This is a genomic window from Pseudonocardia sp. EC080619-01 (assembly GCF_001420995.1).
Lineage (GTDB): Bacteria > Actinomycetota > Actinomycetes > Mycobacteriales > Pseudonocardiaceae > Pseudonocardia.
On record NZ_CP012184.1, the window covers coordinates 3,270,114 to 3,296,735 of the forward strand.

The window sequence follows — 26,622 nt, forward strand, 5'->3', positions numbered from 1 at the left end:
GTGTGGCGGCACGAGCCCGTCGTCGTGGTCGGTGCGGGTCCGGTCGGCCAGACGACGGCGCTGCTGCTCGCCCGCTGGGGTGTCCCGTCGGTCGTGCTGGACCGGCGGCCCGGGCGCGACGCCGTCGGCTCCCGGGCGATCTGCCAGCACCGCGACGTCCTCGACGTGTGGGAGTCGGTCGGGGCGGGCCGCCGGATCGCCGACGCCGGCGTCACCTGGACCACCGCACGGACCTACCACCGCGGGACCGAGCTGTTCGCCCAGACCTTCAGCTCCCCCGGACGGTCGCCCTTCCCGCCGTTCGTCAACGTGTCGCAGTGCCGCACCGAGCAGGAGCTCGACCGCTGCATCGCCGCGGAACCCCTGATCGACGTGCGGTGGGACGCGCCCGTCACCGCGGTCACGCAGACCGCGGACGGGGTCGCGGTCCGCGCGGGCGGTGCGGAGGTCCGCGGCTCGTACGCCGTGGTGTGCGCGGGGGCCCGCAGCGACGATCTGCGCCGGCAGCTCGGGGTGTCCTTCGACGGCCACAGCTTCGACGACCGCTTCCTGATCTGCGACGTGCGCGCCGACCTGCCGCACCGGGCCGACGAGCGGCACTTCCACTTCGACCCGGAGTGGAACCCCGGCCGCCAGGTGCTCGTGCACCCGTGCCCCGACTCGACGTTCCGCATCGACTGGCAGGTCCCGGCCGGGTACGACCTCGCCGCCGAGACCGCGTCCGGCGCGCTCGACGCCCGCATCCGGCAGGTCGTGGGCGACGTCCCGTACGAGCTGGTGTGGTCGTCGGTGTACCGCTTCCACTCGCGCGTCGCGGACCGGATGCGGTGCGGCCGGGTGCTGCTGGCCGGGGACGCCGCGCACCTGGTGTCGCCGTTCGGGGCGCGCGGGCTGAACTCCGGGGTCGCCGACGCCGAGAACGCCGCCTGGAAGATCGCCTGGGCGGGGTTCGGCCGGGCGCCCGCGGAGCTGCTGGAGAGCTACCACGACGAGCGGCACGCCGCCGCCGTCGAGAACGTCGCGGTGACGACGGCGACGATGGACTTCCTCGTCCCACCCGATCCCGGCCGGGCCCGGCACCGCGCCGACGTGCTGGCCCGGGCCGCGACGGACCCGGAGGCCCGCGCGCTCGTCGACTCCGGACGGCTGTCCGAGCCGTTCTGGTACGTCGGCTCGCCGCTGACCACCGCGGACCGCTCCCGCCCGTTCGCCGGACGCCCGCCGCGCGGGCAGGTGCCGCCCGCCGGCCCGGGGATCCTGGTCCCCGACGCCCCGGTGACCCTGCCCGACGGCACGACGACGCGGCTGCGCGCGCTGGCCCGGGACGGGTTCCTGCTGCTCACCGCGCCCGGCGCCGACACCGGAGTCGCCACGGCGGCAGCCGCCGCCGCACCCGGCCCGGCCACGACCCTGCCGATGACACCGGCGTCACCACGGTCGGGCAGCACGCTGCGGCCCGCCGCGGGGCCGGGACGTGCATCCCGGCCGGGGGGCGCGGGGGAGCACGCCGACCTCACCGGTGTGCTCGGTGCCCGGCCCGGCGAGGTGTGGGTCGTCCGCCCGGACGCGCACGTCGCCGCCGTCCTCCACCGGCCGACCCGCGACGACCTCGCGGTCGCACTCGCCCGCGCCACCGCGCGGGCCGTCCCCTCAGGAGAGGAGCACTCCGATGGCGTACTACCGCAGCGTCGGTGACGTCCCGCCGAAGCGGCACACCCAGCACCGCCGGCCCGACGGGGGCCTCTATGCGGAGGAGTTGATGGGGGAGGAGGGGTTCTCCTCGGACTCGTCGTTGCTCTATCACCGCGGGGTGCCCTCGGCGATCGTGGACGCGTCGCCGTGGGAGCTGCCCGACCAGTCGTTGAGCGAGAACCGGCCCCTGGTCCCGCGGCACCTGCGGTTGCACACCCTGGGCGCGCAGGACTGGAAGGCGGTGGACGCGGTGACGGGGCGGCGCCTGGTGCTGGGCAACGCCGACGTGCGGCTCTCCTACGTCGTGGCGGGCGAGGCCTCGCCGCTGTACCGCAATGCGGTGGGCGACGAGTGCGTCTACGTCGAGTCGGGTGCGGCGAGGGTGGAGACGGTGTTCGGCACGCTGCGGGCCGGCGCGGGGGACTACGTGGTACTGCCGCGGGCGACGACGCACCGGTGGGTCCCGGAGGGATCCGAGCCGGTGCGGCTGTACGCGATCGAGGCGAGTTCGCACATCGCACCGCCGAAGCGGTACCTGTCGCGGTTCGGGCAGCTGCTCGAGCACGCCCCGTACTGCGAGCGGGACCTGCACGGCCCGGGGGAGCCGTTGCTGGTCGAGGGCACCGATGTGGAGGTGCTGGTCAAGCACCGCGGTGGCGGGTCCGGGATCACGGGGACCCGGTACGTGGTGCCGGATCACCCGTTCGACGTGGTGGGGTGGGACGGGTGTCTGTATCCGTACACGTTCAACATCGCCGATTTCGAGCCGGTGACGGGGCGGGTGCACCAGCCGCCGCCGGTGCACCAGGTGTTCGAGGGCGGGAATTTCGTGGTGTGCAACTTCGTGCCGCGCAAGGTCGACTATCACCCGTTGGCGGTGCCGGTGCCGTACTACCACTCCAATGTGGATTCCGATGAGGTGATGTTCTACTGCGGCGGGGACTACGAGGCCCGCAAGGGTTCGGGGATCGGGCTGGGGTCGGTCTCGTTGCATCCGGGTGGGCACAGCCACGGTCCGCAGCCGGGTGCGGTGGAGCGGGCGTTGGGGGCGGAGTTCTTCGACGAGTTGGCGGTCATGGTCGACACGTTCCGTCCGCTGGCGCTGGGTGAGGGTGGGATCGCGGCGGAGGACCCGGGCTACGCCTGGACCTGGGCCGGTCGCGGGCCGCCGTCGTGACGCCGGTCTCCTGGGCGATCCGGCCAGCAGTCGGCCGCCGCATCCTCGTGGATCTGGCCGGATCGACCAGCTCGTGATGGGCCGGTTGCGCAGGTAGGGCCGCCGGGAGTGTCCTCGTTGCACATCAGCGACGAGTGAGACGAGGCGTGGCATGGCTCTGCCGGAGTGGGACGGCGAACTGACCTCGGTGCGGCACGACCCGGAGACGGGGGCGTGGTTCGTGATCGGGGTGCACTCCACGCGGCTCGGCCCGGCCTCCGGCGGCACCCGCGCGATGGTCTACGCCGATGTCGACGCCGCCGTCGCCGACGCCCGCCGGCTCGCCGGCGCGATGACGCTGAAGATGGCCGCCGCCGGGCTGCCGATGGGCGGCGGCAAGTCGGTGATCGCCCTGCCCGCCCCGCGCGCGTCGCTCGGGGACGCCGCCTGGCGCCGGGTCCTGGAGCTGCACGCGGCCAACCTGAACCTGCTCGGCGGCAACTACACGACCGGCCCAGACGTCGGCACCGGCTCCGCCGACATGGACACCCTGCGGACGCTGACCCCGCACGCCTTCGGCCGCTCCGTCGCCGCGGGCGGCCCCGGGTCCAGCGCCCCGACGACGGCGCTCGGCGTGTTCGCCGCCGTCACCGCCGCGGTCGACGAGGCGGGCCTGGACGGGCTCGACGGGCTGCGCGTGCTCGTCCAGGGCCTCGGCGCCGTCGGCGCGGACGTGGCCCGGCTCGCCGCCGACGCCGGCGCGAAGCTGATCGTCACCGACGTCGACCCGGACCGCTGCGCCGCCGCGGCGGACGCGTTCGGCGCCGAGGTGATCGGCACCGCCGACGTGCTGACCCGCGAGTGCGACGTGCTCGTCCCGTGCGCGACCGGCGGGCTCCTGTCCACCGCGACGGCGGCCACGGTGCCGTGCGCGGTCGTCGCCGGTGCGGCGAACAACCTGCTCGACGACGACGGCGCCGCCGAGGTGCTGCGCCGCCGCGGCATCACCTACGCGCCCGACTTCGTCGCGAACGCGGGCGGCGCGATCCACCTGGTCGGCCGCGAGGTCCTCGGCTGGGGCGCCGAGCGGGTCGCCGAGCGCACCCGGGCGATCGGCGCCACCCTCGCCGCCGTCTTCACCGACGCCCGCGAGCACGGCATCACCACCGTCGCGGCGGCCGAGCGGGTCGCCGCACGCACCCTGTCGAACGGCATCGAGGGAGTACAGCGATGAACATCCTCACCGACTCCGAGAAGCTCGCCGAGCTCGACGCCGAGTCGCTGCACCGCCTCGTCGGCCTGGTCGAGCACGACGCGGCCCGCGACCCGTTCCCCGTCACCGGCTGGGACGCCGTCGTCTGGGCCGTCGGCAACGCCACCCAGGCCGCGCTGCTGTACCAGGCCGTCTACGGCATGGAGCTCGTCGCCTACTCGGGCCCGGAGACCGGCAACCGCGACCACCACGCCTACGTGCTGCGCTCCGGCGCCGTCCGCTTCGAGCTGCGCGGCGCCGTCGACCCGGACAGCCCCGTCGCCGACCACCACCGCGTCCACGGCGACGGGATCGTCGACATCGCGCTCGAGGTCCCCGACGTCGACCGCTGCATCGCCCACGCCCGCGCCCAGGGCGCGACCGTCCTGGCCGAGCCGCACGACGCGACCGACGAGCACGGCACCGTGCGGACCGCCGCGATCGCCACCTACGGCGACACCCGGCACACGCTGGTCGACCGCAGCCGCTACACCGGCCCGTACCTGCCCGGTTACGTCGCCCGCAGCTCCACGGCGGTCCGCCCCGACGGGGCACCGAAGCGGCTCTTCCAGGCCCTCGACCACGTCGTCGGGAACGTCGAGCTCGGCCGGATGGACGAGTGGGTGGAGTTCTACCGCCGGATCATGGGCTTCACGAACATGGCGGAGTTCGTCGGCGACGACATCGCCACCGAGTACTCCGCGCTGATGAGCAAGGTCGTCGCCAGCGGCAACCACCGGGTCAAGTTCCCGCTGAACGAGCCCTCGCCGGGCCGGCGGAGGTCGCAGATCGACGAGTACCTCGACTTCCACCGCGGCCCCGGCGCCCAGCACCTCGCGCTGGCGACCAACGACATCCTCACCACCGTCGACGTGCTGCGGGCCCGGGGCGTCGAGTTCCTCGCCACCCCCGCGGCCTACTACGAGGACCCGGAGCTGCGGGCCCGGATCGGGGAGGTCCGCGTCCCGATCTCCGAGCTCCAGTCGCGCGGGATCCTGGTCGACCGCGACGAGGACGGCTACCTGCTGCAGATCTTCACCAAGCCGGTCGGGGACCGGCCCACGGTGTTCTTCGAGCTCATCGAGCGGCACGGCTCGCTCGGCTTCGGCAAGGGCAACTTCAAGGCACTCTTCGAGGCGATCGAGCGCGAGCAGGAGCGCCGCGGGAACGTCTGACGTCAGTCCTGGATCCGGCGCCACGGCCGGTCGGCCTCCAGCGCGAAGGCCAGCTCCAGCAGGGTGCGCTCGTCGCCGAGCGCCGTCGACAGGTGCACCCCGACCGGCAGCCCGTTGCCGGCGGCGCCGGCGGGCAGCGAGATCGCCGGGGCGCCGGCGACGTTGCACAGCGGGGTGAACGCGACGTAGTCGAGCAGCCGGGCCCGCAGGTCGTCGAACGGGACGCGCGGGCTGAGCCACCCGATCTCCGGAGGCGTGTGGGCGAGCACCGGGGACAGCAGCACGTCGTGCCGGGTGAACAGCTCGGCGTAGGTCCGCTCGACGCGGCGCAGCCGGTGCAGGAACACCGGGGTGCGGGCCATGACGTGCCGGTAGTGGTCGGCGAGGCCGTGGGTGAGGGCGTCGAGCCGGTCCGGGTCGAACGTGCGCCCGTGCAGCCAGCGCCCGCCGGTGACCACGGAGAACGCGAGCAGCCCCCAGTAGTCGAGGAAGTCGTCGACGAACCGCTGCCCGACCCCGGTCGTCGTCCCCGAGACCTCGTGGCCCTGCTTGCCGAGCAGCTCGGCGACCTCGGCGAGGCGGGTGCGCGTGTCCTCGTCGACGGTCGCGCCGGTCGGGGAGTCGAGCACCAGGCCGATCCGCAGCCGTCGCCGGGCGGGGCCCTCGACCAGCCCGACCGGGGGCAGCGAGGGGTTGCGACGGTGCCGGTCGGCCGCGGCGAGGAAGGTGGCGGTGTCACGCACCGAGCGGGAGACGACGCCGTCGGTGACCAGGTCGATCGGCATCCGCGCGCCGTTCGCGCTCTGGGCGATCCGCCCCCGCGACGGCTTGAGCCCGACCAGCCCGCAGGCCGCGGCCGGGATCCGGATGGACCCGCCGCCGTCGTTGGCGTGGGCGATCGGCACCACCCCCGCGGCGACCAGGGCGGCCGACCCGCCCGACGACGCCCCGGCCGAGTAGCGCGGGTCCCACGGGTTGCGGGTGGGCTCGGCCTCGGCGAACTCGGTGGAGGCGTTCAGCCCGTACTCGGGCATCCGGCTCACCCCGACGGCGTCCAGCCCGGTCGCCAGCAGCTGCCGGGTGACCTCGGAGTGCTCGCGGGAGGGCGTCGCCGTGTAGGCGGTCGTCCCGTTCGCCGACGGCCAGCCGCGGACCTCGGTGTTGTCCTTGACCAGCGTCGGGACGCCGGCGAGCGGCCCGCCCGCGGAGCCCGTCACCGGCTCGGAGGTCCGGTCCAGCGCCAGGCCGTGCAGCTCCGGCTCCACCCGCGCCACCCGTGCGGCGACGGCGGCGCGGAGCTCGGCCGGGGAGACCTCGCCGCGGCGGACGCGGTCGGCCAGGCCCACCGCGTCGTCGTCGCCCAGCGCGTCGTCGGAGAACGCGTGCACCCGTCGGCTCATGTCCTCAGATCATGCTCGCCGGGGGTGGGGACGGTGGAGCGGACCCGCCGCGGGGTCCCGCGTCCGGGCGACCGGAGCGCGGGTCAGCGGACGCGGACCCGCTGCTTCGACGACGTCATCCGGGTGACCGCGACCCGCCCGAGCACCAGCGCGATCCCGACGGCGAGCCCGCCGACGAGCAGCAGCCAGGGGCGGGACTCCAGGTCGGCGGCCAGCCGGTCCCCGGCGGCGTACCCGATCCCGACGAGGACCGCGGTCCGCGCGGCCGCCAGCGGCACGATCCAGGTGAGGAACCGCCGGTACCCGACGTTCGCGAGGCCGGCGGCGAGGTAGGCGGGGATCGCGCCGATGTCGACGAGCTTCGCGCCGAGCACGATCCGCGGCAGGTGGGTGCGGACCTCGCGGGTGAGCGCCGCGCGGCGGGCGTCGGTCAGCCCGAGCCGGGTGAGCACGCGTGCGACGCGCGGCCGCTCGCCGTGCCGGCCGAGCGCGTAGAGCACGGTGTCGCCCAGGACGTCGGCGGCGAGGGCGGCCACCCACACGCCCCACCAGGGCAGCTGCCCGGCCCCGGCCAGTGCCGCCGCGGCGACCGTGACGACCGGGCCCTCGAGGAAGGCGCCGATGGCGATCACGAGGAGTGATCGGACGGGTGCAGCCGGGACGGCGGCCAGCAGTGCGGCCACGGCGTCCGTCAGCCCGGTCACTCGAGACCTCCGATCAGGTGCGTTCCGATCATGGTGCCCTGTCCGGTCGGGCGCCCGGACGCCGCCCCGCTCCACGGGGCCCGCGTCCTGGCACGCCGTCGCCGTCACCAGGTGTGACGTCCGGGAGGCCGCCGGGGTTCCCGACAGGCCGACACGATCGGGTCACGTTCCCCGCGCAACGGTCCCGACGCGCCGCGCGGCGAGCGGGCATGCTGGGGACGTGGTCTGGATCCAGCTGCTCCTCGCGGCGCTCGTCCTCGCCGGTGGCGTCGCGCTGCTGACCGTCGGCGCGCTGGTCACCGGCGGGATCGTCGCCCTGCTCGGCGGGGTGTGGGTGGGCTCCTGCGTGCGCCGGCTCTGACCGGGCCGCTGCTCAGCGGGGCAGCGCGATCCCGTAGCGCTGGACGCGGCGGTACGCCGTCGCCCGGCTGATCCCGAGCGTCTCGGCGGCCCGGGTGACGCTCATGCCGTGCTCGGTCAGGCAGCGCACGAGCTCGTCGCGCTCCAGGGACTCGATCTTCGTGAGCGACCCGGAGCGGGTGGCCAGAAGCTCCGGCGGGAGGTGCCGCACGTCGACGACGGTGCTGCGCGCGGCCGCGTCGCGGACCGTCCGGCGGAGCTGCTCGACGTTCCCCGGCCAGGAGTAGGTGCGCAGCGCACGGGCGGCGGCGTCGGTGAAGGTCACGCCGTCGCGCACGAGGTGGCGGGCGAGCGGCATGACGTCCTCACCGCGGTGGCGCAGCGGCGGGACCTCCACGACGACGTCGAGCAGCCGGGCCAGCGGATCGGGCACCCCGTCGACGGTGCCCGCGGTCAGGCTCAGCGCCGCGTGCGGCAGCGAGCGGACCAGCGCCGCCAGCCGGGTCGCGACGGGGCCGGGCAGCTCGTGCACCCGGCCCGCGATCACCGCGGTGTCCGGTTTCCCCAGCTCCGGGGACCACAGCGACAGCCAGGACACGGCGTCCGCGGCGGCCGGCGGGCGGGCGTGCAGCACCCGGTGCCGTGGCCGCACCGAGCGCAGCGCCGTGGCGAGGAGCGCCGCCTTGCCCGCGCCGGGCTCACCGACGACACCGACCCGGGCGCCGTCACGCAGGGCGGTCGCGGCCTCGGCGACCGCGTGCTGCCAGTTCTCCGACAGCCCGGCGACGGCTCCGGCCGACGCCTGCGGGGCGACCCGGAACACCTCGCCGCGCGGTGCGGGCCGGGGGCTGGCGCCCCGGCCGCGGGCCAGCATCAGCGCCGAGGTCTGCCCGGCGGCGGTGCGGGCCAGGGCGAGGAGGAGCTGGTCCGAGCGCTGCGACCAGGTGGTGAGGTTGATCGAGCCGAGCAGGTCGCCGTCCACCGGGTCGAGGACGGGTGCGGCGGCGCACGTGTAGCCCCACAGGCCGGTGCAGTAGTGCTCGTCGCCGCGCACCAGCGACGGGACCCGGTCGGCCAGGGCGAGACCGAGCCCGTTGGTGCCGGCCTCCCGCTCGCCGAACGCGAAACCGGGTGCCAGATAGGTCTGGTCGAGCGCGCGGATCAGCGCCTGCTCGTCGCACAGCCGGGAGACCACGATGCCGTCGGCGTCGGTCAGCATCAGGCTGATCGGCTCCCCGGGGAGCCCCTCGTGGAGCCCGGCGAGCACCTCGCTGCCGCAGCGTGCGAACAGCGAGTCGTCGTCGACCCCGCCGGTGAAGGCCGGGCTGACGGCCTCGGTCGGCGCGCCGTAGGTCTCGCTGCGAGCCCAGGACGCCGAGATGCGTGCGGGGGCCAGGGCCTGCGCCATCACGTACCTCCTCGTACGGCCTGCTGTCGGTCACGCTGTCACAAGCTGTACTCCCGTGCGTCACCGTCTCGTCTCAGGTTGAGACGGCGATCACGCCAACCGGCTCTGCGCCGTTCCTACCGTCGGCCCACGACGCGGGACCCCACCGGCCCGCGCCAGTCGCGGGGTGTCCACCACCTCGCCGCGACCCGAGAGGACGACGATGTACTCGAAGAACGGTGAGTCCTACTTCATCGTGGACGCCCACGTGGCGCTGTGGGACGCGCGCCCGGAGAACCAGCGCAACATCCACGGCAAGCAGTTCATCGACTGCTTCTACGACTACCACCGCAACCTCAGCCCGGAGTCCGAGGTCTGGTCCTACGAGGACTACCTCTACCAGGGCGGCGACCGGCTGATGAAGGACCTGTTCGACGACGGCCACGTCGACCACGCGATCTTCCAGCCCGCCCACCTGGGCGAGTTCTACAACAACGGGTTCGGCCAGACCGAGGAGGCGTTCGCCCTCGCGCAGGCGCACCCGGACAAGCTGACCTACAACCACAACTGGGACCCGCGCAACGGCGAACAGGGCCTGCGGCAGCTCCGGGAGGACGCGAAGCGCTTCGGCCTGAAGGGCGCGAAGCTCTACACCGCGGAGTGGCACGGCGAGTCCCGCGGCTGGAAGCTCGACGACTACTGGTCGTACAAGTACCTGGAGACGGCCCAGGAACTGGGCGTCCGCAACATCCACATCCACAAGGGCCCGACGATCCGCCCGCTGGACCGCGACGCGTTCGACGTCGCCGACGTGGACAAGGTCGCCACCGACTTCACCGAGATGAACTTCGTCATCGAGCACTGCGGCCTGCCGCGGCTCGAGGACTTCTGCTGGATCGCCACCCAGGAGCCGAACGTGCACGCCGGCCTGGCCGTCGCGATCCCCTTCATGCACACCCGGCCGAAGTACTTCGCGCAGATCATCGGCGAGCTCCTGTACTGGCTCGACGAGAACCGCATCCAGTTCTCCAGCGACTACGCGATCTGGACCCCGCGCTGGCTGGTCGAGCGGTTCGTCGACTTCCAGATCCCCGAGGAGCTGAGCGAGTACGCGCCGCTGACCACCGACCAGAAGAAGAAGATCCTCGGGCTGAACGCGGCCGCGATGTACGACATCCCGGTCCCGGCCGAGCTGCAGCTCCCCATCGAGGAGCCGCAGGCCGTGGCGGTGGCCTGATGAGCGCCCCCGCCCTCACCCGGCCCGGTACGCGCCGTGACGAGGCGTGGCACGCGCTGGACGCCGTCGTCGACCCGGAGCTCGACGAGCCGATCACCGACCTGGAGTTCGTCCGGTCCCTGGAGGTCGACGGCGACCGGGTCGTGGTGCACCTGCGGCTCCCGACGGCGTTCTGCGCCCCGAACTTCGCCTACCTGATGTGCTCGGACGCGAAGGACGTGCTCACCGACCTGGACTGGACCGGCGAGGTCGTGGTGGAGCTCGACGACCACCACGACTCCGACCTGATCAACGCCGGCCTGGCCGCGGACGCCGGGTACCGCGGCACGTTCCGGCACGAGGCCGACTCCGACCTCGACGAGCTGCGGGCCACCTTCCAGCGGAAGGCACACGCCGCCGCGATGGAACGGTCGCTGACCGGGCTGTTGCGCGCCGACCCGGACCGGACGCCCGAGTCGCTCTTCGGTGTGACCCTCGGCGACCTGCCGGACGGCCCCGTCACCGAGGTACTGCTGCGGCGGCGGGCGACCGTCGGGCTCGGGACGGACCCGGCGCTGCCGGTGCTCGTCGGGCACGACGGCGTCCCGTACCCGGCCGAGCAGGTCCCGCTGAAGCTGCGGATGGCCCGCTCGCAGCGCATCTCGATCGAGGGCAACGCGCACTTCTGCCGGGGCCTGCTGCGCACCCGGTACCCGGAGTCCACCGCACCGAAGGAGTACGAGACGTGAAGGCTGTCCAGGTCGTCGGGTACCACCGACCGCTGGAGATGACGGAGGTCCCGGTACCGGAGGTCGCCGGGCCGCACGACGTGATCGTCAAGATCGGCGGCGCCGGGGTCTGCCGGACCGACCTGCACGTCCTCGAAGGGCAGTGGGCGGAGAAGTCGCAGGTCACGCTGCCGTACACGATCGGCCACGAGAACGCGGGCTGGGTGTCGGCGGTCGGCTCGGCCGTGACGAACGTGGCCGAGGGCGACACCGTGATCGTGCACCCGCTCGCCACCTGCGGGCTGTGCCGCGCCTGCCGGTCCGGCGACGACGTCCACTGCACGGCCTCGGACTTCCCGGGCATCGACACCCATGGCGGCTACGCCGAGTACCTCCGCACCTCGGCCCGCTCGGTGGTGAAGCTGGACCCGTCGCTGCAGCCGGCCGACGTCGCCGCCCTCGCCGACGCCGGGCTGACGGCGTACCACGCGGCGGCCAAGGCGTCCCGGCGGCTGGGGCCGCGCGACACCTGCGTGGTGATCGGCGCCGGTGGGCTCGGGCACATCGGGATCCAGGTGCTCAAGGCGCTGACGCCGGCCCGTCTCGTCGTGCTCGACCGGAACCCGGACGCGCTCAAGCTGGCCCAGTCGATCGGCGCCGACACCGGGATCGTCGCCGACGGGTCGCACGTCGAGGAGGTGCTGTCGCTGACCGGCGGCGACGGCGCCGAGTCCGTGATCGACTTCGTGGGTGAGGGAGGCTCGACCTCCGAGGGCCTGCGGATGACGAAGCGGGCCGGTGACTACCACGTCGTCGGCTACGGCGAGAACGTCGACGTGCCGACGATCGACCTGGTCTCGGCCGAGGTGAACGTGATCGGCAACCTGGTCGGCTCGTACAACGACCTGCAGGACCTCATGGCGCTCGCCGCCCGCGGGCTGGTCACGCTGCACACCACGCAGTACGCCCTCGACGACTTCCAGGCGGCGATCGACGACCTCGACGCCGGCCGGGTCCGGGGCCGGGCGATCCTCGTCCCCTGACCACCGGGCCGTGACCCACGGTCGTCCGGCGTGCCGTCGGAGGACCGTGGGTCGGGGTGCTGCCGGTATCAGTGTGCGGCGGCGTACGGCACCGGGGCGGGCAGCTTCGCGTCCTCCCGGACGCGGGTCGCGAACCGGTCGATCGAGGCCAGCGCGGCCGCCACGTCGTCGGCGAGCACCTCGAACGGCATCGAGTGGATCGTCTCGCCCTCGGCCGACGCGGCCCGCGCCACGGCCCGGACGGACTCGGCGTCGTCGGACCGGATGCCGACCTCGGCCAGCGTGGTCGGCAGGCCCACCGAGGTCGTGAACTCGATGAACTCGCGCAGGTCGGCCGGGTCCGCCCCCTCCAGGACGAGCTGTGCGACCGACCCGAGGTTGACCTTCTGGCCGTGCGCGAGGCCGTGCGTCGCGGGCACCGCGGTCAGGCCGTTGTGGATCGCGTGGGCGGCGGCGAGCCCGCCGGACTCGAACCCGAGCCCGGACAGCAGGGTGTTCGCCTCGATCACCTTCTCGACCGCGGGCGTCACCTGGTGGTCGCGGACGGCGTCGACCGCGGGCAGCGCGTTCTCCCAGAGCACGTCCCAGCTGAGCTTCGCCAGCGCCGTGCCGGTCACCGTCGGCAGGCCGCCCGCCATCGTGTTCGAGCCCGAGCGCGACGTCGCGCGGGCCTCGAGCCAGGTCGCCAGCGCGTCCCCGACGCCCGCGATCAGGAACTCGGCGGGCGCGTTCGCCACCACCTGCGAGTCGACCAGGACGAGATCGGGGTTGCGCGGGAAGAAGCGGTACTCGTCGAACTCGCCGTCCTCGGTGTAGATCACCGAGAGGGCGCTGCACGGAGCGTCGGTCGAGGCCACGGTCGGCGCGTTCGCCCACCGGATGCCGGCCAGGTACCCGGCGGCCTTGACCGTGTCGATCGTGCTGCCACCGCCGACGGCGACGACGACGTCGGCGCCCGCGTCCTGGATCTCGCCGACCAGGCGGTCCACCGCGGCCGCGCTCGGCGCGCCGCTGAACGGGCGACGGTCGACCGGGAGCCCGGCCGCCTTGAGAGAGGTCTCGACGTCGTGACCGACGAACCCCCACACCATGTCGTCGGCCACCAGCAGCGGCTGCGACCCGAGCGGAGCGAGGTACTCGCCGAGGCGGTGGATGGCCCCGCTGCCCTGCACGTACCGGCCAGGGCTGATCATCGTGCGCATCGTCCGGTCCATGGTTCTCCTTCCACCGCGGGTGTCTCCCGTGGCGGCACCGCACGGTAGGCCTCGCGGTCCGGGTGGGCAGCCGCCGTTCATCTCAGCCTGAGACGCCCCGTTCGCCGAGGCGCCCCAGCACCGCGGCCGAGACGCGGGCGAGCGCGTCGACGTCGCCGGCGGGCAGGGCGTCGAACACCAGTTCCCGCACGGTCTCGACGTGCCCGGGGGCCGACCGCTCGATCGCGTCCCGCCCCTCGGCGGTGAGCACGACGACGTTGCCGCGGCCGTCGTCGTCGCACTCCTCGCGGGTGATGAGGCCGCGCTTCTGCATCCGGGACAGGTGGTGCGACAGCCTGCTCTTCTCCCACTCCAGCAGCGTCGCGAGCTCCAGGACCCGGCACCGCTCGTCCGGGCGGTCGGTCAGCGCGACGAGCACGTCGAAGTCGGAGAGGGAGAGCCCGGAGTCGGCCTGCAGCCGCCGGTGGAGCTCGGCCTGCAGCCGGGACTGCATCCGGAGGTAGGCCCGCCAGGTCGTCTGCTCGTGCTCGTCCAGCCACCGTGTCACGGGGACCACGGTACCGGAATAGTTGACGCATCATCTATGTTGGCGCAGGATGTAGATGACGGATCAACCAACGGGCCGTCGACGAGCAGAGGGAGCAGTCGTGCAGTTCGGAGTCTTCACGGTCAGCGACGTCACGCCGGACCCGACGACGGGCCGCACGCCGACCGAGGCGCAGCGGATCAAGGACGTCGTCACCATCGCGCGGCACGCGGAGGAGGTCGGGCTCGACGTCTTCGCGCTCGGCGAGCACCACAACCCGCCGTTCTTCTCGTCGTCGCCGACGACCACGCTCGCGCACATCGCCGCCCTGACCGAGCGGTTGCAGCTGTCCACGTCCACGACGCTGATCACCACCAACGACCCGGTGAAGATCGCCGAGGACTACGCGATGCTGCAGCACCTGGCCGACGGCCGGGTCGACCTCATGCTCGGCCGCGGCAACACCGGCCCGGTCTACCCCTGGTTCGGGCAGGACATCCGGCAGGGACTGAACCTGGCCGTCGAGAACTACGCGCTGCTGCGGAAGCTCTGGGACACCGAGGTCGTCGACTGGGAGGGCCGGTTCCGCACCCCGCTCCAGGGCTTCACCTCGACCCCGCGCCCGCTCGACGGCGTCGCGCCGTTCGTGTGGCACGGGTCGATCCGCAACCCCGAGATCGCGGAGCAGGCCGCCTACTACGGCGACGGCTTCTTCCACAACCACATCTTCTGGCCGGCCGAGCACACCCGGCGGATGGTCGAGTTCTACCGCAAGCGCTGGGAGCACCACGGCCACGGACCGGCCGAGAAGGCGGTCGTCGGGCTCGGCGGCCAGGTGTTCATGCGGAAGAACTCGCAGGACGCGGTGGACGAGTTCCGGCCGTACTTCGACAACGCCCCGGTCTACGGGCACGGGCCCTCGCTGGAGGACTTCACCCGGCAGACGCCGCTGACCGTCGGCAGCCCGCAGCAGGTGATCGAGCGGACCCTCGGGTTCCGTGACTACGTCGGCGACTACCAGCGCCAGCTGTTCCTGGTCGACCACGCGGGCCTGCCGCTGAAGACCGTGCTGGAGCAGCTCGACATCCTCGGCGAGGAGGTCGTCCCGGTGCTCCGGAAGGAGTTCGACGCGCTGCGCCCGGCCGGTGTGCCGGACGCGCCGACCCACGCGTCCCTGGTCGCCGCCCGGGACGCCGGCACGGAGCAGGAGGCCGCCTGACGGCCCCGCAGGACCGGCCGGGCGGACGGCCGACGCCGTCGCCACCCGCCCGGCGGTCGCGCGGACCGACGAGTCCGACGACGTTCCCGACCTCACCGCACTGCTGAAGGGATGACGACCATGAGCACCGACACCACCGCCCTCGACGCCGAGCGCGACCGGATCCGCGAGTCCCACCTGAAGCCGCAGGCCGAGCGACCGGCCTCGACCGCCCGCGGCCTGCACCACACCGCGCTCGTGTCGAGCGACGTCGAGCGGACCGTGCGCTTCTACCAGGACGTCCTCGGGTTCCCGCTCACCGAGCTGATCGAGAACCGGGACTACCCGGGTTCGTCGCACTTCTTCTTCGACATCGGCAACGGGAACCTGCTGGCGTTCTTCGACTTCCCGGGGCTCGACGTCGGGCCCTACGCCGAGGTGCTCGGCGGGCTGCACCACATCGCGATCAGCGTGGAGCCCTCCGTCTGGGACTCGATCGTCGCCCGGCTCAGCGAGGCCGGCGTCGAGCACGAGGTGCACTCCGGCGTCTCGGTGTACTTCCGGGACCCCGACGGCGCCCGGGTCGAGCTGATCGCCGACCCGCTGGGGGAGATGTACGGCCACCACGTGCTGTGACCGGCGGGGCTACCGCCGGACGCTGACGTGCACGTGGTCGTAGTGCCCGCCGGTGGCGTCCTCGGGGTCGTAGACCCCGCCGCCGTTGTACGGCCGGCCCCAGTTCTCCCGGCCCTCGCCGGAGTCGCCGGTCCCGCGGTACCAGATCCGGCCCTGCCAGATCACGTACCGGACCCGCAGCTCGGAGGCGTTGTCGCGGAGCCAGTTCGCGACGGCCTAGCCGTCGTCGAGGTCCTGGCCCGCCGGGAAGTCGCCGTAGGCGGCGGGGAAGAAGTCGCAGGCCCGCCCACCCGGGTGGTCGCTCGACGGGTTCCACGCGTGCTCGGACCAGCAGGTGACCGCCCGCACCGGCGCGTCCGGGCCGGGCTCGCCGAACCGCTGCACCGTCGCGTCGTGCAGGCGCAGCGCGGTCGGGGTGAGGCAGCCCGACGTCGTCGGGTCGTCCTCCGAGCACTGCTCGGGAGGCGGCGGGTCGAGCATCTCCCACACGTCGCCGGTGGTGATGCCGCGGCTCGCGGCGAACCACACGAGGCCGCTGCCGAGCAGGGCGAGCACGAGGAGCACGCCCAGCACGGGGGCGACGCGGGTCTTCACGGGGTGGATCGTCCGTTCCGTCGGAGTCGGTCCCAGCGTACGGCGATGAGTACCGTCCGCGCCGACGGTCACGACCGCGACACCGCCGCCGCACACCCCGGGAGCCACCATGACCATCGCCGTGACGACCGACCTGCTCGACCGGCCCGGCGCGCGCATCGCGTTCGACGTCCGCGGCTCCGGGCCGCTCCTCGCACTCGTCGGCTCGCCGATGGGCGCGGACGGGTTCGCCGCGCTCGCCGACCGGATGGCCGCCGACCACACCGTGCTGACCCTCGACCAGCGCGGCACCGGTCGCAGCACGGCCGAGGACCCGGACGCCGACTCGCCGGTCCCGCTGCGTGCGGCGGACCTGGCCGCACTGGTCGAGCACGTCGGGCGGGGCCCGGCGACGCTGCTCGGATCCAGCGGCGGTGCCGTCGTGTCGCTCGCGCTGGCCCAGGAACGGCCGGACCTGGTCACCGCCGTGGTCGCGCACGAGCCGCCGCTGGAGGAGCTGCTGCCCGACGTCGAGGCCCGCCGCGCTTCCACCGAGCGGACGGTCCGTGCCTACACCGAGGAGGGCCCCGCCGCGGCCTGGGCCCTGTTCCTCGCCGCGGTGGGCCTCCCCGCCGGCCCGCCGGAGGACCGTCCCGGCGGCGGCACCGGACTGCCCACCGCCGACGCCGCCGCTCCCGACCCGGACCGGACGGCCGCCGACGAACGGCACTTCTTCCTGCACGAGATGCGCGAGACGGTGCGCTGGGCACCGGACCTCGACGTGCTGCGTGGGCGCCGGGTCGCGGTCGGCATCGGCCTGACCTCCGACGGGCAGCTCTGCGACCTCACCTCCCGCGCGCTGGCGGCCGGGCTGGGGTCGGACCCCGAGCGGTTCCCGGGTGGGCACGTCGGGTTCATGGAGGACCCGGGCGGGTTCGAGACGAGGCTGCGGGAGGTCCTGGCCGCGCTCTGACGGGCCGTCCGGCCGCGGGTGGTCCCGCCCGCGGCCGGGGTCACCCGCCGAGCGTCGACTCGGCCGTCTCCCGTCCGGTCCCCGACAGCCCCGCCAGGCCGACGGCGCGGCCGGTGACGGCGAGCAGGAGGTCCGCCGCCGGCCCGTGCAGCTCCAGCGGACCGTCCCCGGCCGTCCAGTCCAGGTCGGTCGCGGCGAAGCGGACCGTCCGCAGCCGCCGTCGCACCCCGTAGAGCGGGCTGGACCAGGCGAACGTCAGCGCCGGGGCCAGCAGGCGCCGCGGCACCGGGTGGGTGCGGCCGAGCGGGCGCAGCGCGTCCTGGCCGTGCACGAGGAGATCGACGTAGGGGTCCCAGCGGTTGCTCAGCGGCAGCCGGTAGGTCGACGTCGCGCTCTCCCGCAACAGCTCCACCAGCTCGGCCGGGCCGTGGCGGGCGGCGCGGGCCCGGGTGCGGACGTCCTCGCCGCCGTCCGGTCCGCCGTGCCGCACCGCCGAGGCGATCCAGGCCCAGGTGTGCGGGAAGCCCGACTGCGAGACGTGGGCGACGACCTCGTGCACGGACCAGCCCGCGCACAGCGAGGGGGCGCCCCACTCATCGCCGGTCAGGGTGGACAGGTCGTCGGCGAGGGCGATGCGTTCCTCGGCGATCGCGGAACGCAGCTCGTCCTGCGGGACGGTGCGGGGGCCGGTGCTCATACCGCTGTCGACCGGTGCCCCGGCCCGGACTCATCGGCCGGACCCGCCGGTCCGGCCTGGGACCTCGGCGGATCAGCCGCCGAAGGGCGACCCGCCGAACAGGGGCGACGAGCCCAGCGCCTCGCGCAGCTCCAGCCAGCTCAGCACCCCGTAGACCACCCCGGCCAGGAAGACCAGGCAGGACAGCGACACCAGCACGTAGGTGACGACCCGGAGGACGGTGAGGGCGGCCGGGTCCTTGGCGACCGTCGCCGCCGGTGCGGCCCCGCGTCCCCGGTCCTCGGTCGCCGGCCGGACCTGGCCCGGCGCCTGCGCGGGTCCGGACCGGCCGCCCGCGGCCTCGGCGGTCTCCGCGGCCCCGGTGGGGCCGAAGCGCACCGCGGCCGCCTCGGCGACGGTCGACGGCCGCCGACCGCCCTCGGCCGGGGCGCGCTGCGCGGGGACGGCGGCCGCGACCGTCCGGCCCTCGTCGTCGCGGTCGGCGACGGCCGTGGTCCCCGGGGTGCCGTAGGGGTCCGTCGCCCCGCCGGCCTGGTACCCGGGGTGGGTGCCGTCGTGCCCGGAGTAGGCGGGCTCCGCCGCCCCGGACGGCGCGTGGGTGGGGGCGGGGGCCCCGGTGGGCGCGTCGAGCGGGCCGGCGGCGGAGGCCGTGTAGGGCGGGCCGCCGTCGATGGCGGTGCCGCCGCGCGAGGCGGAGTCGCCGTACTCGCCGTAGCCGGGGCGCCCCCCGTACCCGTACCCCTGCCCGTCGTCCGTCGCGGACCCGTCGTACCCGGAACCGGCGGTGTACCCGGTGGGCATCCCGTACCCGGCGGTCTCGTCGTAGGCCGGTGCCCGGCCCGGGTCCGGGGTGCCCTGCACCGGGGCGCCGTAGCCGTCGTAGCGCGCCGGTGCGGCGTACCCGCCCTCGTCCCGGGCCGGGGCCGTGCCGTACCCCGCCGGGTCGTCGATCACCGGCTGCGGGCCGGTGCCGCCGTAGAGGTCCTGGACCTCACCGGCCGGTGGCGTGCGGTCCACCGGCCGCGACGCCCGCAGGTCCGGGTAGCCGCCACCGTCCTCGTACCCGCCCTGGTAGGAGTTCTCCGGGAAGTCCCCGTCACGGCCGTGCCGCGCGCGGGGGGACGGCCGGGGGCCGCCGGAGTCGCCCCCACCGCGCGGGGCGGGGCTGGGCCGGGACTGCTGCGGGCCGGTCATGGCGGACCTCCGGGCTTCGGTACGGCGGTTCAGCGAGCGGTGGCTCCCGCGTGCTGCCGTCACCCTTACCGCCGTACACACCCGATGCGTTAGCCCCAGCGGCCCACAGTCACCTGGTCCGGTGAGCGGAAATCACCGGGTGTACACGCCGGTCGGCTCTGCGTGGTATCCCTTCGCCCCGACGGCGTCGGCGAGCGGGCTGCGTGGCGCGTGACCGTCACGGACCCGGCCGGCGACGGCCGCGGCGTCCCAGACGGGGGACCAGCCGAGCTCGGCGACCGCCCGTGCCGGCGAGTAGACGCGGTCGACGGCCGGGACCGCCCAGCCGCGCTCGCGCAGCAGCGCGTCCACCTCCGGCGCACGGCGGGCCAGCACCGCGGCCGGATCGGTCCCCAGCCCGGCGAGGTCGTCCCGCGTGAAGGGCGACGGCGCGCTGACCACGAAGCGGGCGAACCCGAGCTCCGGTGCCCGCCGCGCCGCAGCCAGGTGCGCGGACACCACGTCGGCGACGTCCACCCGGCGGTGACAGAACTCGACCAGCTTGAGTGCCGTGTCGTCGAAGCCGGCCCGGACGTCGTCGCGGTCGTCGGCCTCCGGGAAGAACCGCGACGTCCGCAGCACCACGACCGGCAGCCCCGGATCCAGCGCGGCCAGCTCGCACAGCCCCTCGGCGGCGGTCTTCGTCGCGCCGTAGACGTTGCGCACCCGCGGGACGACGGCCTCGTCGATCCAGGTCGCCGGCCCGCCGGGGGACGGTGCCAGGGCCCGCCCGAACGCGCTGGTGGAGGACGTGAACACCACCCCGCGCACTCCGGCGGCGGCCGACTCCTCGAGCACCGCGAGGGTGCCGGACACGTTGGTGTCCACGAAGTCCTGCCTGCTGTGCGAACCGACGTGCGGCTTGTGCAGCGTCGCGGTGTGCAGGACGTGCGTGACGCCGGTCAGCGCCCCGCGGACCGCGTCGCGGTCGGTCAGCGACGCGACGACGTCGGTCCACGGCGAGGGCCGCAGGTCCAGCCCGGTGACGGCGATCCCGTCGCCGCGCAGGACGCGGACCAGCGCCTCGCCGAGGTGCCCGGAACTGCCGGTGACGAGGAAGCGCTCCACACCGGACATCCTCCGCGATCAGGCAAGCAGGTTCCGCAGCTCGCCGACCGCCACCCGCAGCTCGCGGGCGAACGCGTGCATCCCGTCGGCCTGGTCGGCCGGGGTGGACAGGTGCACGTGGAACCGGTCCGGGAGCAGCACGTACGCCACGCCGATGCACCGCGAGCTCGTGGAGCCGAAACCGAAGAACCGCACGTTCTCCGACGGCGCCGAGCTGGTCGACAGCCAGTCGTCGCGCATGATCGTCCAGCCGGGGGACGCGAAGACCTCCATCGGTTCGGTCGCCCCGAGCTCCGCGCCGCGGCGTCGCTGGATCCACTCCAGCTCCCACAGGTGCTGCTCGGGGGCGTCGCCCTGCTGGCACTGCTTCGCGCGCGCCCCGTGCGCCTCCGCGGCGAGACGGAACGCGGCCCGCCGGTCGTCGTCCGCGGCCTGCGGATCCTGCATCGCGTCGACGAAGGCGACCATCTCGGGGGTGATCACCCGCATCGCCTCGGTGCGCCCGCGGCGGAACTGCCGGGTGGCGATCGACTCGTAGGTGGCGCCGGTGACGCCCTTCGCCCGGCGGTGGGCGACCTGGTAGGCGGCCTGCACGAAGGCGTCCGGCGAGCACTTCAGCGCCTTCGCGTCCTGCGCGCCGAAGTCGTCGAAGGCGACGAGCGTGGTCGCGGTGGCACCGAGGAAGGCGGCGAAGTCGTCGTGCGCGCGGCGGACGGTGGCGCGCAGGTCGTCGTCGAGGACGAACGTCAGCTCGGAGTGGGCGGGCGGGCCCTGCTCCCGCGCACCGGCACGGGCGGCGTGGGTCTCGACCGGGTCGGCGAACATCGCGTCCACCAGGGTCAGGACCGTCGTGCCGTCCAGCTCGCAGTGCTCGATGTTCACCCCGGCGGTGCCGTCGGCGAGCACGACGACCGACAGCGCCTTGTCGAACCACCGGTTGCCGGAGTCCCCGGCCAGCAGGGTCCTGGCGGCCGCGGTGTCGTCCGCCGGGACGTCGTCGTCGAGGCAGATCGCGAACAGCGCCCGCTCCACGAGATCGACGGCCTCGGCGTTGGCCGGGTCGAGCCCGGCCAGCCGGTCCCGGACGCCCGCCCACTCGGCGCGGGCCAGCGTGGTCAGCGAGCCGACCGCCTCGTCGAGCCCGGCGCGGCCGGGGTACGCGTCCCGGATCGCGCGCAGCCCGTCCGCGATCTCGGGGACGGTGTGCAGGTCGCCGCCGGGGCCGAACACGTCGAGCCGGTGGATCCGCCCCCGGCTGAACACGACGACGTGCCGCTCGGCCGACGGGCCCGGCCACGCGTCGGTGTGGGGGCTGCGGACGGTGTCCTGCGGGTCCCCGGGGATCCGGGTCGTGGAGAAGACGTGCCGGCTCTGGTCCATCGACTGTGGCACGCCGCGCGCGGTCAGCGGCGGGAACGTCCCGGCGTCCAGGTCGGCCTTGTGCCCGATCGCGGCCGTCGCGAGCTCGGCGGCCCGCTCGCACGGGTCGGCCGAGCCCGGTCCGAACTGGAAGAAGAAGTTCGCGTTGAGCGCGATCCGGTCCCGGCGGCCCAGGTAACGCGACGGCCAGAACTCGTCGAGCCAACTGTGCGCGGACGCGTCGAACCGCTCCAGGTCGGCCTGCAGCACCTCGGCGGTACCGCCCGGGACGAGCAGCTCCCGCGCGGCGGCCTCGGTGCGGGCGTACTCGTCCGGGGTGAGCAGCGGCGCGCACCACTCCAGGAACCGGTCCACCGAGGCGGCGAGCGTGGGCAGCGGCACCTTCGGCAGGTCGTCGTCGGCGACGAAGGTCGTGGGCTGGGTCACGGCCATCAGTCCATCAGCCCGTCGACGCGCACGCTCCGCTGCCCCCGTGTTCGGGCAGTGTCCGGCCGAACAGCTGCCGGGTCCGCACCGCGCTGCCGACCACCCCCGGCCGCGCGCTGTAGGAGAAGATCGCCGTGTGGCGTGCGGTGCCGCCCCGCACCTCGGTGACCCGGTGCAGCGAGTAGCGGCCCCGGAACAGCTGCAGCTCCCCGGCGCGCAGCTCCAGCCGGCGGACGCGGTCACCGCCGTCACCCGCGAGCACCGCGGCCACGTCGGCGGTGTTCTCCGCGCCGTCGGACCGGATGTCCGGGCAGTACTCGAACACCCCGCCGGCCTCCGGCGCCCGGGTGAGCAGGCTGATCGCGATCTCGTTGGTGTCGAAGTGCCAGGGGTGCGACCGGCCCTCGCCGACGACGTTGAGGCAGAGCCCGGCCAGCGGGTCGGCCAGCTCGTGCAGCTCCGGGACGCCCACGCAGGCGGCCAGGAAGGCCCGGAACGCCGGCACCGGGTAGAGCCGGTGGATCACCTGGTCGTCCGGGATCCGGTCCCGTGCGACGAAGGCGTTCCCGCGCTCCAGCGGGACCCGGGCCGGGTGCTCGGCGGGCAGGTCCGGATCGGGCTCGGTGTTGTAGACGTTCACGACCTGGGACTCGTGGTGCGCCCGCGGGGCGATCTCCTCGCCCTCGCGGCGCAGCCGGTCCCGCCAGGCCGCCCGGACGAACCCGGGCAGGACCGCGCAGCCGTCCGCGGCGAGGTGGTCCCGCGCGGTCCGCACGGCGGCGTCCCAGCCGTCGGATCCGGGTTCGTGCAGCGGGTACCGGTCGAGATCGACCGGTTCGAGGGCCTGCGGGACGGCGAGTACCGACGGCTGCACGGATCAGCTCCTTCGCGCCGGGCGGCACCGGCGCCGCCCTCGATGACCGTGTCGATTCCTGCCGATCCAAACCGGGACCGGGGGCCGGTGTCCACGGATGGTGACCGAACGGTCAGTCCCGGTCACCCGTTCCCGCCGCGGAACTCCGGGCCGTGTCGGTCGTTGACCATGACGGGTGTCCGGACGGGCGCCCGATCGCGAGCGAGGAGGCGGCGATGGGTGCACTCAGCCCCACCCACTGGTTGATCGTGCTGGCTGTGCTGGTGCTGCTGTTCGGCGCCAAGAAGCTCCCGGAGATGGCCCGGTCGGTGGGCCGGTCGTCCCGGATCCTGAAGAGCGAGATGCGCGAGCTGCGGGCCGACGAGCCGGCCGACGGCAGCGGCCGGGCGGCCGCCGACCTCGAGAGCGGGAGCGCGACGCCGACCGGCGAGACCCGCGGCTGAGCTCCCGATGACGGTGCTCGTCACCGGCGCCAGCCGTGGCGTCGGTGCCGCCACCGCCCGCCTGCTGGCCGGGCGCGGCCACGACGTGCTGGTCGGGCACCGGTCGTCCCCGGAGGACGCGGCGGCGGTGGTCGCCGACTGCCGCGCCGCGGGCGTGGAGGCGCGAGCCGTCGCCGCGGACGTCACCCGCACCGAGGGCGTCGAGCGGCTGTTCGACGAGGCAGCCGGCATGCCCACCCGGCTGACCGGGGTCGTCGTGAACGCCGGTGGTGCGCCGTCCCGGCAGCGCCTGGAGGACATGAGCGACGCGCGCATCGACGGTGTCCTCGCGCTCAACCTGCGTGCCCCGCTGCTCTGCTCGCGGGAGGCGGTGCACCGCATGTCCACCCGCTACGGCGGGCACGGCGGTGTGCTGGTGCACGTGACGTCCCGGGCGGCGGTGCTCGGCTCCCCGGACGAGTGGAACGACTACGCCGCGGCGAAGGCCGGCGTCGAGTCGCTGGTGGTGGGCCTGGCGAAGGAGGTCGCGGCGGACGGCGTCCGGGTCGCCGCGGTGCGGCCGGGCCTGCTCGACACCGACTTCCACGCCCGGGCCGGCGAGCCCGGCCGGGTGGACCGGATGGCGCCGCAGATCCCGATGGGGCGGGCCGGGCGGCCGGAGGAGGTCGCGACGGCGATCGCGTGGCTGCTCTCGGACGAGGCCGGCTACGTCACCGGTGCGGTGCTCGACGTCAGCGGCGGACGCTGAGGGGAGCACGCCCGGGCGGGGGACCCGGGCGTGAGGTCAGGGAGCGGACCGTCAGGAGGTCCGGACCGTGCGCCCGGTCCAGGTGCGTCGCCGCTGCGGCCGCCGGCCGGCGTCGGTCGCCTCGGCGCAGAGCAGGCAACCCGACCCGGGCGGTGAGGCCAGCGAGGCCGGGAGCACGACGTGCCCGCAGACGGCCGTGCACTGCCCCGAGTCCGCGGTCAGGGAGTCGGCCAGCACCGCGTGCGGGACCACGTGACTGTGCCCGTCGCGGGCGCACGTGACGGTGACGCCCGGCTCGGCGGCCGGCGTCGACGACGGCACCGGTCGTGTACTGACGGGTGGTACCGGCACGGTGGCTCCTCCGGGCGTCGTTCGGCGGAGATCCCATCGTCGCCCCGCAGCCGTGCAGATGCAAGTGCATCCGCACGAACGGCCGAATGCGACGGGACTTCGTCGCGGAGCGTGGCGAGCGCCACGGGAGTGCCCGGATCGGCCGGTGACGGCCTTGTCCCGGACGCGGGCCGGGAGCCCCGGATCCGGCCTCCTCGCTGGGCGGACACCCGTTCCGGCGGCCGTACGGGACAGTGTGACGCCGGTCATGCGGCGGTGCGCCGGAGGCCGCCCGCGTACCCGTCAGAACCTGCATCCGGCCCGCCGGACCGTTAATCTCGTTCGACATGATCGCTCCCGAGCAGGCCGAGCCTCGGGCGTCCGCGTCGTCGTCCGGGAACGAGACGACCGCCGACGCCGAGGGTGACCATTCGTACGAGATCGTGGCACCGGTCGCGGCCGACGGGGTCGACATGGCGCGGCTCGCCGTCGAGTCGCAGACGCTGGACGCCAACTCCCGCTACGCCTACGTGCTCTGGTGTCACGACTTCGCGCGTACCTCGGTGATCGCCCGCCGGGACGACGGCCGCGCCGTCGGCTACGTCACCGGCTACCTGCGCCCGCAGGCCCCCACCACCCTGTTCATCTGGCAGGTGTGCGTGGACCCGGTCGCGCGCGGGGCCGGTCTCGCGGGCCGCATGCTCGACGCGGTCTGGGACCAGGCGTTCGACGCCGCGGGGGTGGACCGGATGGACACGACCATCACCCCGGACAACGAGTCGTCCATCCGGCTGTTCAGTTCCTTCGCCAGACGACACGGAACGTCGATCGAGCGGGAGGACCTCTTCGGTCCGGACCTGCTCGGCGACGAGCACGAGCCGGAGCACCTCTACCGCATCGGCCCGATCGCAGCAGACAAAGGTGGCAAGTAAATGACCGTTTTCGAGGATCTCGAGTCCCAGGTCCGGAGCTACTGCCGTAACTGGCCGGTCGTCTTCGACACGGCCAAGGGCAGCCGGCTCACCGACGTCGACGGGAACTCCTACCTCGACTTCTTCGGCGGCGCCGGTGCGCTCAACTACGGGCACAACCCCGAGGCGCTGAAGAAGCCGCTGCTCGACTACCTCGCGAGCGACGGCATCACCCACGGTCTGGACATGTACACCCGGGCCAAGGGTGAGTTCCTGAACACCTTCCAGGACGTCGTCCTCGCCCCGCGCGGGCTGGAGTACAAGGTCCAGTTCCCCGGGCCGACGGGTGCCAACGCCGTGGAGTCCGCGCTGAAGCTGGCGCGCAAGATCTCCGGCAGGGAAGCGCTCATCAACTTCACCAACGCGTTCCACGGCATGACGCTGGGCGCGCTGTCGGTGACGGGCAACTCGATGAAGCGCGGTGGCGCCGGCATCCCGCTGGTCCACTCGACGCCGATGCCGTTCGACAACTACTTCGACGGCAAGATGCCCGACTTCCTGTGGTTCGAGAAGGTCCTCGACGACACCGGGTCCAGCCTCAACGAGCCGGCCGCCGTGATCGTCGAGACCGTGCAGGGCGAGGGCGGGCTCAACCCGGCCCGCATCGAGTGGCTGCAGGGTCTGCGCGACCTGTGCACCCGCAAGGGCATCCTGATGATCGTCGACGACGTGCAGATGGGCTGTGGCCGGACCGGCCCGTTCTTCTCCTTCGAGATCGCGGGCATCCAGCCCGACATCGTCACCATCTCGAAGTCCATCTCCGGCTACGGCCTGCCGATGGCGCTCGTGCTGATCAAGCCCGAGTACGACCAGTGGGGCCCCGGCGAGCACAACGGCACCTTCCGCGGCAACAACCCCGCCTTCGTGACGGCCACCCACACCCTGCGGAACTGGTGGACCGACGACACGCTCGAGAAGGACACGATCCGCAAGGGCCAGAAGATCGAAGAGGGTTTCAACAAGATCATCGGCGACAACCGGGGCACCGAGATGTTCGCCAAGGGCCGCGGCCTGGCGCGCGGCATCCAGTTCGAGGAGGAGGGCCTGGCGGAGAAGATCGCCGGGAAGGCCTTCGAGCACCGGCTGCTGCTGGAGACCGCGGGCCCGAACGACGAGGTCCTCAAGCTGCTGCCGCCCCTGACCACCACCGACGACGAGATCGACGAGGGTCTTGGGATCATCGGCGAGTCCGTCCGAACCGTCATCGGGAGCTGATAGT

The 26,622-nt window shown here is 74.0% G+C and carries 28 protein-coding genes; 15 read left to right on the plus strand and 13 right to left on the minus strand.

The window, feature by feature from the left end:
- The 4 genes from AD017_RS15400 (at position 1) to hppD (ending at position 5,275) form a co-directional block, all read left to right on the plus strand.
- Complete coding sequence (locus tag AD017_RS15400) at positions 1–1,695, plus strand: FAD-dependent monooxygenase (protein WP_082399263.1); 1,695 nt, start codon at positions 1–3, stop codon at positions 1,693–1,695.
- On the plus strand, positions 1,670–2,869 hold the full coding sequence (locus AD017_RS15405; protein ID WP_060574645.1) for a homogentisate 1,2-dioxygenase: 1,200 nt from the start codon (positions 1,670–1,672) through the stop codon (positions 2,867–2,869). Before AD017_RS15400 ends, AD017_RS15405 begins: the two co-directional genes overlap by 26 nt.
- Before the next feature lie 151 nt (positions 2,870–3,020).
- Positions 3,021–4,082 (plus strand): Glu/Leu/Phe/Val dehydrogenase dimerization domain-containing protein, encoded by a 1,062-nt coding sequence (locus tag AD017_RS15410; RefSeq protein ID WP_060574646.1) that lies wholly within the window; start codon positions 3,021–3,023, stop codon positions 4,080–4,082.
- Positions 4,079–5,275: a 4-hydroxyphenylpyruvate dioxygenase gene (gene hppD, locus AD017_RS15415; protein WP_010239633.1), complete on the plus strand. Its 1,197-nt coding sequence runs from the start codon at positions 4,079–4,081 to the stop codon at positions 5,273–5,275. Before AD017_RS15410 ends, hppD begins: the two co-directional genes overlap by 4 nt.
- 2 nt (positions 5,276–5,277) lie before the next feature.
- On the opposite strand, the gene AD017_RS15420 is transcribed toward hppD, so the two are convergent.
- Positions 5,278–6,675 carry an amidase gene (locus AD017_RS15420; RefSeq protein ID WP_060574647.1) on the minus strand — a complete coding sequence of 466 codons (1,398 nt, stop codon included), beginning with the start codon at positions 6,673–6,675 and terminating at the stop codon, positions 5,278–5,280.
- A gap of 83 nt (positions 6,676–6,758) precedes the next feature.
- Complete coding sequence (locus AD017_RS15425; RefSeq protein WP_010239637.1) at positions 6,759–7,379, minus strand: DedA family protein; 621 nt, start codon at positions 7,377–7,379, stop codon at positions 6,759–6,761.
- 220 nt (positions 7,380–7,599) lie between these two features.
- On the opposite strand from AD017_RS15425, the gene AD017_RS35345 reads away from it, so the two are divergent.
- Complete coding sequence (locus AD017_RS35345; RefSeq protein WP_010239639.1) at positions 7,600–7,740, plus strand: hypothetical protein; 141 nt, start codon at positions 7,600–7,602, stop codon at positions 7,738–7,740.
- 12 nt (positions 7,741–7,752) lie between these two features.
- Here the strand turns inward: AD017_RS35345 and AD017_RS15430 are convergent, their stop codons facing one another.
- The gene (locus tag AD017_RS15430; protein ID WP_060574648.1) at positions 7,753–9,147 is read right to left on the minus strand and encodes a helix-turn-helix domain-containing protein; all 1,395 of its coding nucleotides are present in this window, start codon (positions 9,145–9,147) and stop codon (positions 7,753–7,755) included.
- A gap of 202 nt (positions 9,148–9,349) precedes the next feature.
- Here AD017_RS15430 and AD017_RS15435 point away from each other — a divergent pair, with 202 nt between their 5' ends.
- Genes AD017_RS15435 through AD017_RS15445 form a run of 3 tightly spaced genes read left to right on the plus strand, consistent with a single transcriptional unit; the run spans position 9,350 to position 12,113 of the window.
- Positions 9,350–10,363, plus strand: a complete 1,014-nt coding sequence (locus AD017_RS15435) for an amidohydrolase family protein (protein WP_060574649.1) — start codon at positions 9,350–9,352, stop codon at positions 10,361–10,363.
- Entirely contained in the window at positions 10,363–11,091 is a 729-nt protein-coding gene (locus AD017_RS15440; protein WP_060574650.1) for an iron-sulfur cluster assembly protein, read from the plus strand. Before AD017_RS15435 ends, AD017_RS15440 begins: the two co-directional genes overlap by 1 nt.
- Positions 11,088–12,113, plus strand: coding sequence for an NAD(P)-dependent alcohol dehydrogenase (locus AD017_RS15445; RefSeq protein WP_010234357.1), 1,026 nt, complete (start codon positions 11,088–11,090; stop codon positions 12,111–12,113). Before AD017_RS15440 ends, AD017_RS15445 begins: the two co-directional genes overlap by 4 nt.
- A 68-nt stretch (positions 12,114–12,181) precedes the next feature.
- On the opposite strand, the gene AD017_RS15450 is transcribed toward AD017_RS15445, so the two are convergent.
- Together AD017_RS15450 and AD017_RS15455 are read right to left on the minus strand one after the other, a co-directional pair.
- Positions 12,182–13,327 carry a glycerol dehydrogenase gene (locus AD017_RS15450; RefSeq protein WP_010234358.1) on the minus strand — a complete coding sequence of 382 codons (1,146 nt, stop codon included), beginning with the start codon at positions 13,325–13,327 and terminating at the stop codon, positions 12,182–12,184.
- An 82-nt stretch (positions 13,328–13,409) separates the two neighbouring features.
- On the minus strand, positions 13,410–13,874 hold the full coding sequence (locus tag AD017_RS15455; protein ID WP_029239718.1) for a MarR family winged helix-turn-helix transcriptional regulator: 465 nt from the start codon (positions 13,872–13,874) through the stop codon (positions 13,410–13,412).
- 100 nt (positions 13,875–13,974) lie between these two features.
- Between AD017_RS15455 and AD017_RS15460 the strand changes: the two genes are divergently transcribed.
- Together AD017_RS15460 and AD017_RS15465 are read left to right on the plus strand one after the other, a co-directional pair.
- Positions 13,975–15,072: an LLM class flavin-dependent oxidoreductase gene (locus AD017_RS15460; RefSeq protein ID WP_060574651.1), complete on the plus strand. Its 1,098-nt coding sequence runs from the start codon at positions 13,975–13,977 to the stop codon at positions 15,070–15,072.
- Between the two features lie 111 nt (positions 15,073–15,183).
- On the plus strand, positions 15,184–15,687 hold the full coding sequence (locus tag AD017_RS15465; RefSeq protein WP_050802442.1) for a VOC family protein: 504 nt from the start codon (positions 15,184–15,186) through the stop codon (positions 15,685–15,687).
- A gap of 9 nt (positions 15,688–15,696) precedes the next feature.
- Here the strand turns inward: AD017_RS15465 and AD017_RS35350 are convergent, their stop codons facing one another.
- Positions 15,697–15,852: a hypothetical protein gene (locus tag AD017_RS35350; protein WP_168172281.1), complete on the minus strand. Its 156-nt coding sequence runs from the start codon at positions 15,850–15,852 to the stop codon at positions 15,697–15,699.
- Positions 15,853–15,903: 51 nt separating this feature from the next.
- On the minus strand, positions 15,904–16,281 hold the full coding sequence (locus AD017_RS15470; protein ID WP_060633641.1) for a hypothetical protein: 378 nt from the start codon (positions 16,279–16,281) through the stop codon (positions 15,904–15,906).
- Between the two features lie 109 nt (positions 16,282–16,390).
- On the opposite strand from AD017_RS15470, the gene AD017_RS15475 reads away from it, so the two are divergent.
- A complete protein-coding gene (locus AD017_RS15475; protein ID WP_060574653.1) occupies positions 16,391–17,233 on the plus strand; it encodes an alpha/beta fold hydrolase in 843 nt (280 codons plus the stop codon).
- A 40-nt stretch (positions 17,234–17,273) separates the two neighbouring features.
- Here AD017_RS15475 and AD017_RS15480 read toward each other — a convergent pair whose 3' ends face one another.
- The 5 genes from AD017_RS15480 to AD017_RS15500 form a co-directional block, all read right to left on the minus strand.
- Positions 17,274–17,930 (minus strand): maleylpyruvate isomerase family mycothiol-dependent enzyme, encoded by a 657-nt coding sequence (locus AD017_RS15480; protein ID WP_060574654.1) that lies wholly within the window; start codon positions 17,928–17,930, stop codon positions 17,274–17,276.
- Between the two features lie 72 nt (positions 17,931–18,002).
- Complete coding sequence (locus tag AD017_RS15485; protein ID WP_060574655.1) at positions 18,003–19,124, minus strand: hypothetical protein; 1,122 nt, start codon at positions 19,122–19,124, stop codon at positions 18,003–18,005.
- 132 nt (positions 19,125–19,256) lie between these two features.
- On the minus strand, positions 19,257–20,231 hold the full coding sequence (locus AD017_RS15490; RefSeq protein ID WP_082399265.1) for an NAD(P)-dependent oxidoreductase: 975 nt from the start codon (positions 20,229–20,231) through the stop codon (positions 19,257–19,259).
- Between the two features lie 18 nt (positions 20,232–20,249).
- Positions 20,250–22,043, minus strand: a complete 1,794-nt coding sequence (locus tag AD017_RS15495) for a choline/carnitine O-acyltransferase (protein WP_060574657.1) — start codon at positions 22,041–22,043, stop codon at positions 20,250–20,252.
- Positions 22,044–22,050: 7 nt separating this feature from the next.
- Complete coding sequence (locus AD017_RS15500) at positions 22,051–22,911, minus strand: arpA protein (RefSeq protein WP_145984057.1); 861 nt, start codon at positions 22,909–22,911, stop codon at positions 22,051–22,053.
- A gap of 215 nt (positions 22,912–23,126) precedes the next feature.
- Between AD017_RS15500 and tatA the strand changes: the two genes are divergently transcribed.
- Both tatA and AD017_RS15510 read left to right on the plus strand, forming a co-directional pair.
- Positions 23,127–23,354: a Sec-independent protein translocase subunit TatA gene (gene tatA / locus AD017_RS15505; protein WP_010241145.1), complete on the plus strand. Its 228-nt coding sequence runs from the start codon at positions 23,127–23,129 to the stop codon at positions 23,352–23,354.
- Between the two features lie 7 nt (positions 23,355–23,361).
- On the plus strand, positions 23,362–24,102 hold the full coding sequence (locus AD017_RS15510) for an SDR family oxidoreductase (RefSeq protein WP_060574658.1): 741 nt from the start codon (positions 23,362–23,364) through the stop codon (positions 24,100–24,102).
- Between the two features lie 51 nt (positions 24,103–24,153).
- Here the strand turns inward: AD017_RS15510 and AD017_RS15515 are convergent, their stop codons facing one another.
- Positions 24,154–24,453 carry a hypothetical protein gene (locus AD017_RS15515; protein ID WP_139323983.1) on the minus strand — a complete coding sequence of 100 codons (300 nt, stop codon included), beginning with the start codon at positions 24,451–24,453 and terminating at the stop codon, positions 24,154–24,156.
- Between the two features lie 326 nt (positions 24,454–24,779).
- Between AD017_RS15515 and ectA the strand changes: the two genes are divergently transcribed.
- Both ectA and ectB read left to right on the plus strand, forming a co-directional pair.
- Positions 24,780–25,364, plus strand: a complete 585-nt coding sequence (ectA, locus tag AD017_RS15520) for a diaminobutyrate acetyltransferase (RefSeq protein ID WP_010241130.1) — start codon at positions 24,780–24,782, stop codon at positions 25,362–25,364.
- Positions 25,365–26,618: a diaminobutyrate--2-oxoglutarate transaminase gene (gene ectB / locus AD017_RS15525; protein ID WP_010241128.1), complete on the plus strand. Its 1,254-nt coding sequence runs from the start codon at positions 25,365–25,367 to the stop codon at positions 26,616–26,618.
- The last annotated feature ends 4 nt before the right edge of the window (positions 26,619–26,622 follow it).

Excerpts from the sequence above, each read along its gene's own strand:
- AD017_RS15405 (WP_060574645.1), top strand. The coding sequence starts at position 1,670 with ATGGCGTACTACCGCAGCGTCGGTGACGTCCCGCCGAAGCGGCACACC.
- AD017_RS15410 (WP_060574646.1), top strand. The coding sequence starts at position 3,021 with ATGGCTCTGCCGGAGTGGGACGGCGAACTGACCTCGGTGCGGCACGAC.
- hppD (WP_010239633.1), top strand. The coding sequence starts at position 4,079 with ATGAACATCCTCACCGACTCCGAGAAGCTCGCCGAGCTCGACGCCGAG.
- AD017_RS15420 (WP_060574647.1), bottom strand. The coding sequence starts at position 6,675 with ATGAGCCGACGGGTGCACGCGTTCTCCGACGACGCGCTGGGCGACGAC.
- AD017_RS15430 (WP_060574648.1), bottom strand. The coding sequence starts at position 9,147 with ATGGCGCAGGCCCTGGCCCCCGCACGCATCTCGGCGTCCTGGGCTCGC.
- AD017_RS15435 (WP_060574649.1), top strand. The coding sequence starts at position 9,350 with ATGTACTCGAAGAACGGTGAGTCCTACTTCATCGTGGACGCCCACGTG.
- AD017_RS15440 (WP_060574650.1), top strand. The coding sequence starts at position 10,363 with ATGAGCGCCCCCGCCCTCACCCGGCCCGGTACGCGCCGTGACGAGGCG.
- AD017_RS15450 (WP_010234358.1), bottom strand. The coding sequence starts at position 13,327 with ATGGACCGGACGATGCGCACGATGATCAGCCCTGGCCGGTACGTGCAG.
- AD017_RS15465 (WP_050802442.1), top strand. The coding sequence starts at position 15,184 with ATGACGACCATGAGCACCGACACCACCGCCCTCGACGCCGAGCGCGAC.
- AD017_RS15475 (WP_060574653.1), top strand. The coding sequence starts at position 16,391 with ATGACCATCGCCGTGACGACCGACCTGCTCGACCGGCCCGGCGCGCGC.
- AD017_RS15480 (WP_060574654.1), bottom strand. The coding sequence starts at position 17,930 with ATGAGCACCGGCCCCCGCACCGTCCCGCAGGACGAGCTGCGTTCCGCG.
- AD017_RS15485 (WP_060574655.1), bottom strand. The coding sequence starts at position 19,124 with ATGACCGGCCCGCAGCAGTCCCGGCCCAGCCCCGCCCCGCGCGGTGGG.
- AD017_RS15495 (WP_060574657.1), bottom strand. The coding sequence starts at position 22,043 with ATGGCCGTGACCCAGCCCACGACCTTCGTCGCCGACGACGACCTGCCG.
- tatA (WP_010241145.1), top strand. The coding sequence starts at position 23,127 with ATGGGTGCACTCAGCCCCACCCACTGGTTGATCGTGCTGGCTGTGCTG.
- AD017_RS15510 (WP_060574658.1), top strand. The coding sequence starts at position 23,362 with ATGACGGTGCTCGTCACCGGCGCCAGCCGTGGCGTCGGTGCCGCCACC.
- ectA (WP_010241130.1), top strand. The coding sequence starts at position 24,780 with ATGATCGCTCCCGAGCAGGCCGAGCCTCGGGCGTCCGCGTCGTCGTCC.
- ectB (WP_010241128.1), top strand. The coding sequence starts at position 25,365 with ATGACCGTTTTCGAGGATCTCGAGTCCCAGGTCCGGAGCTACTGCCGT.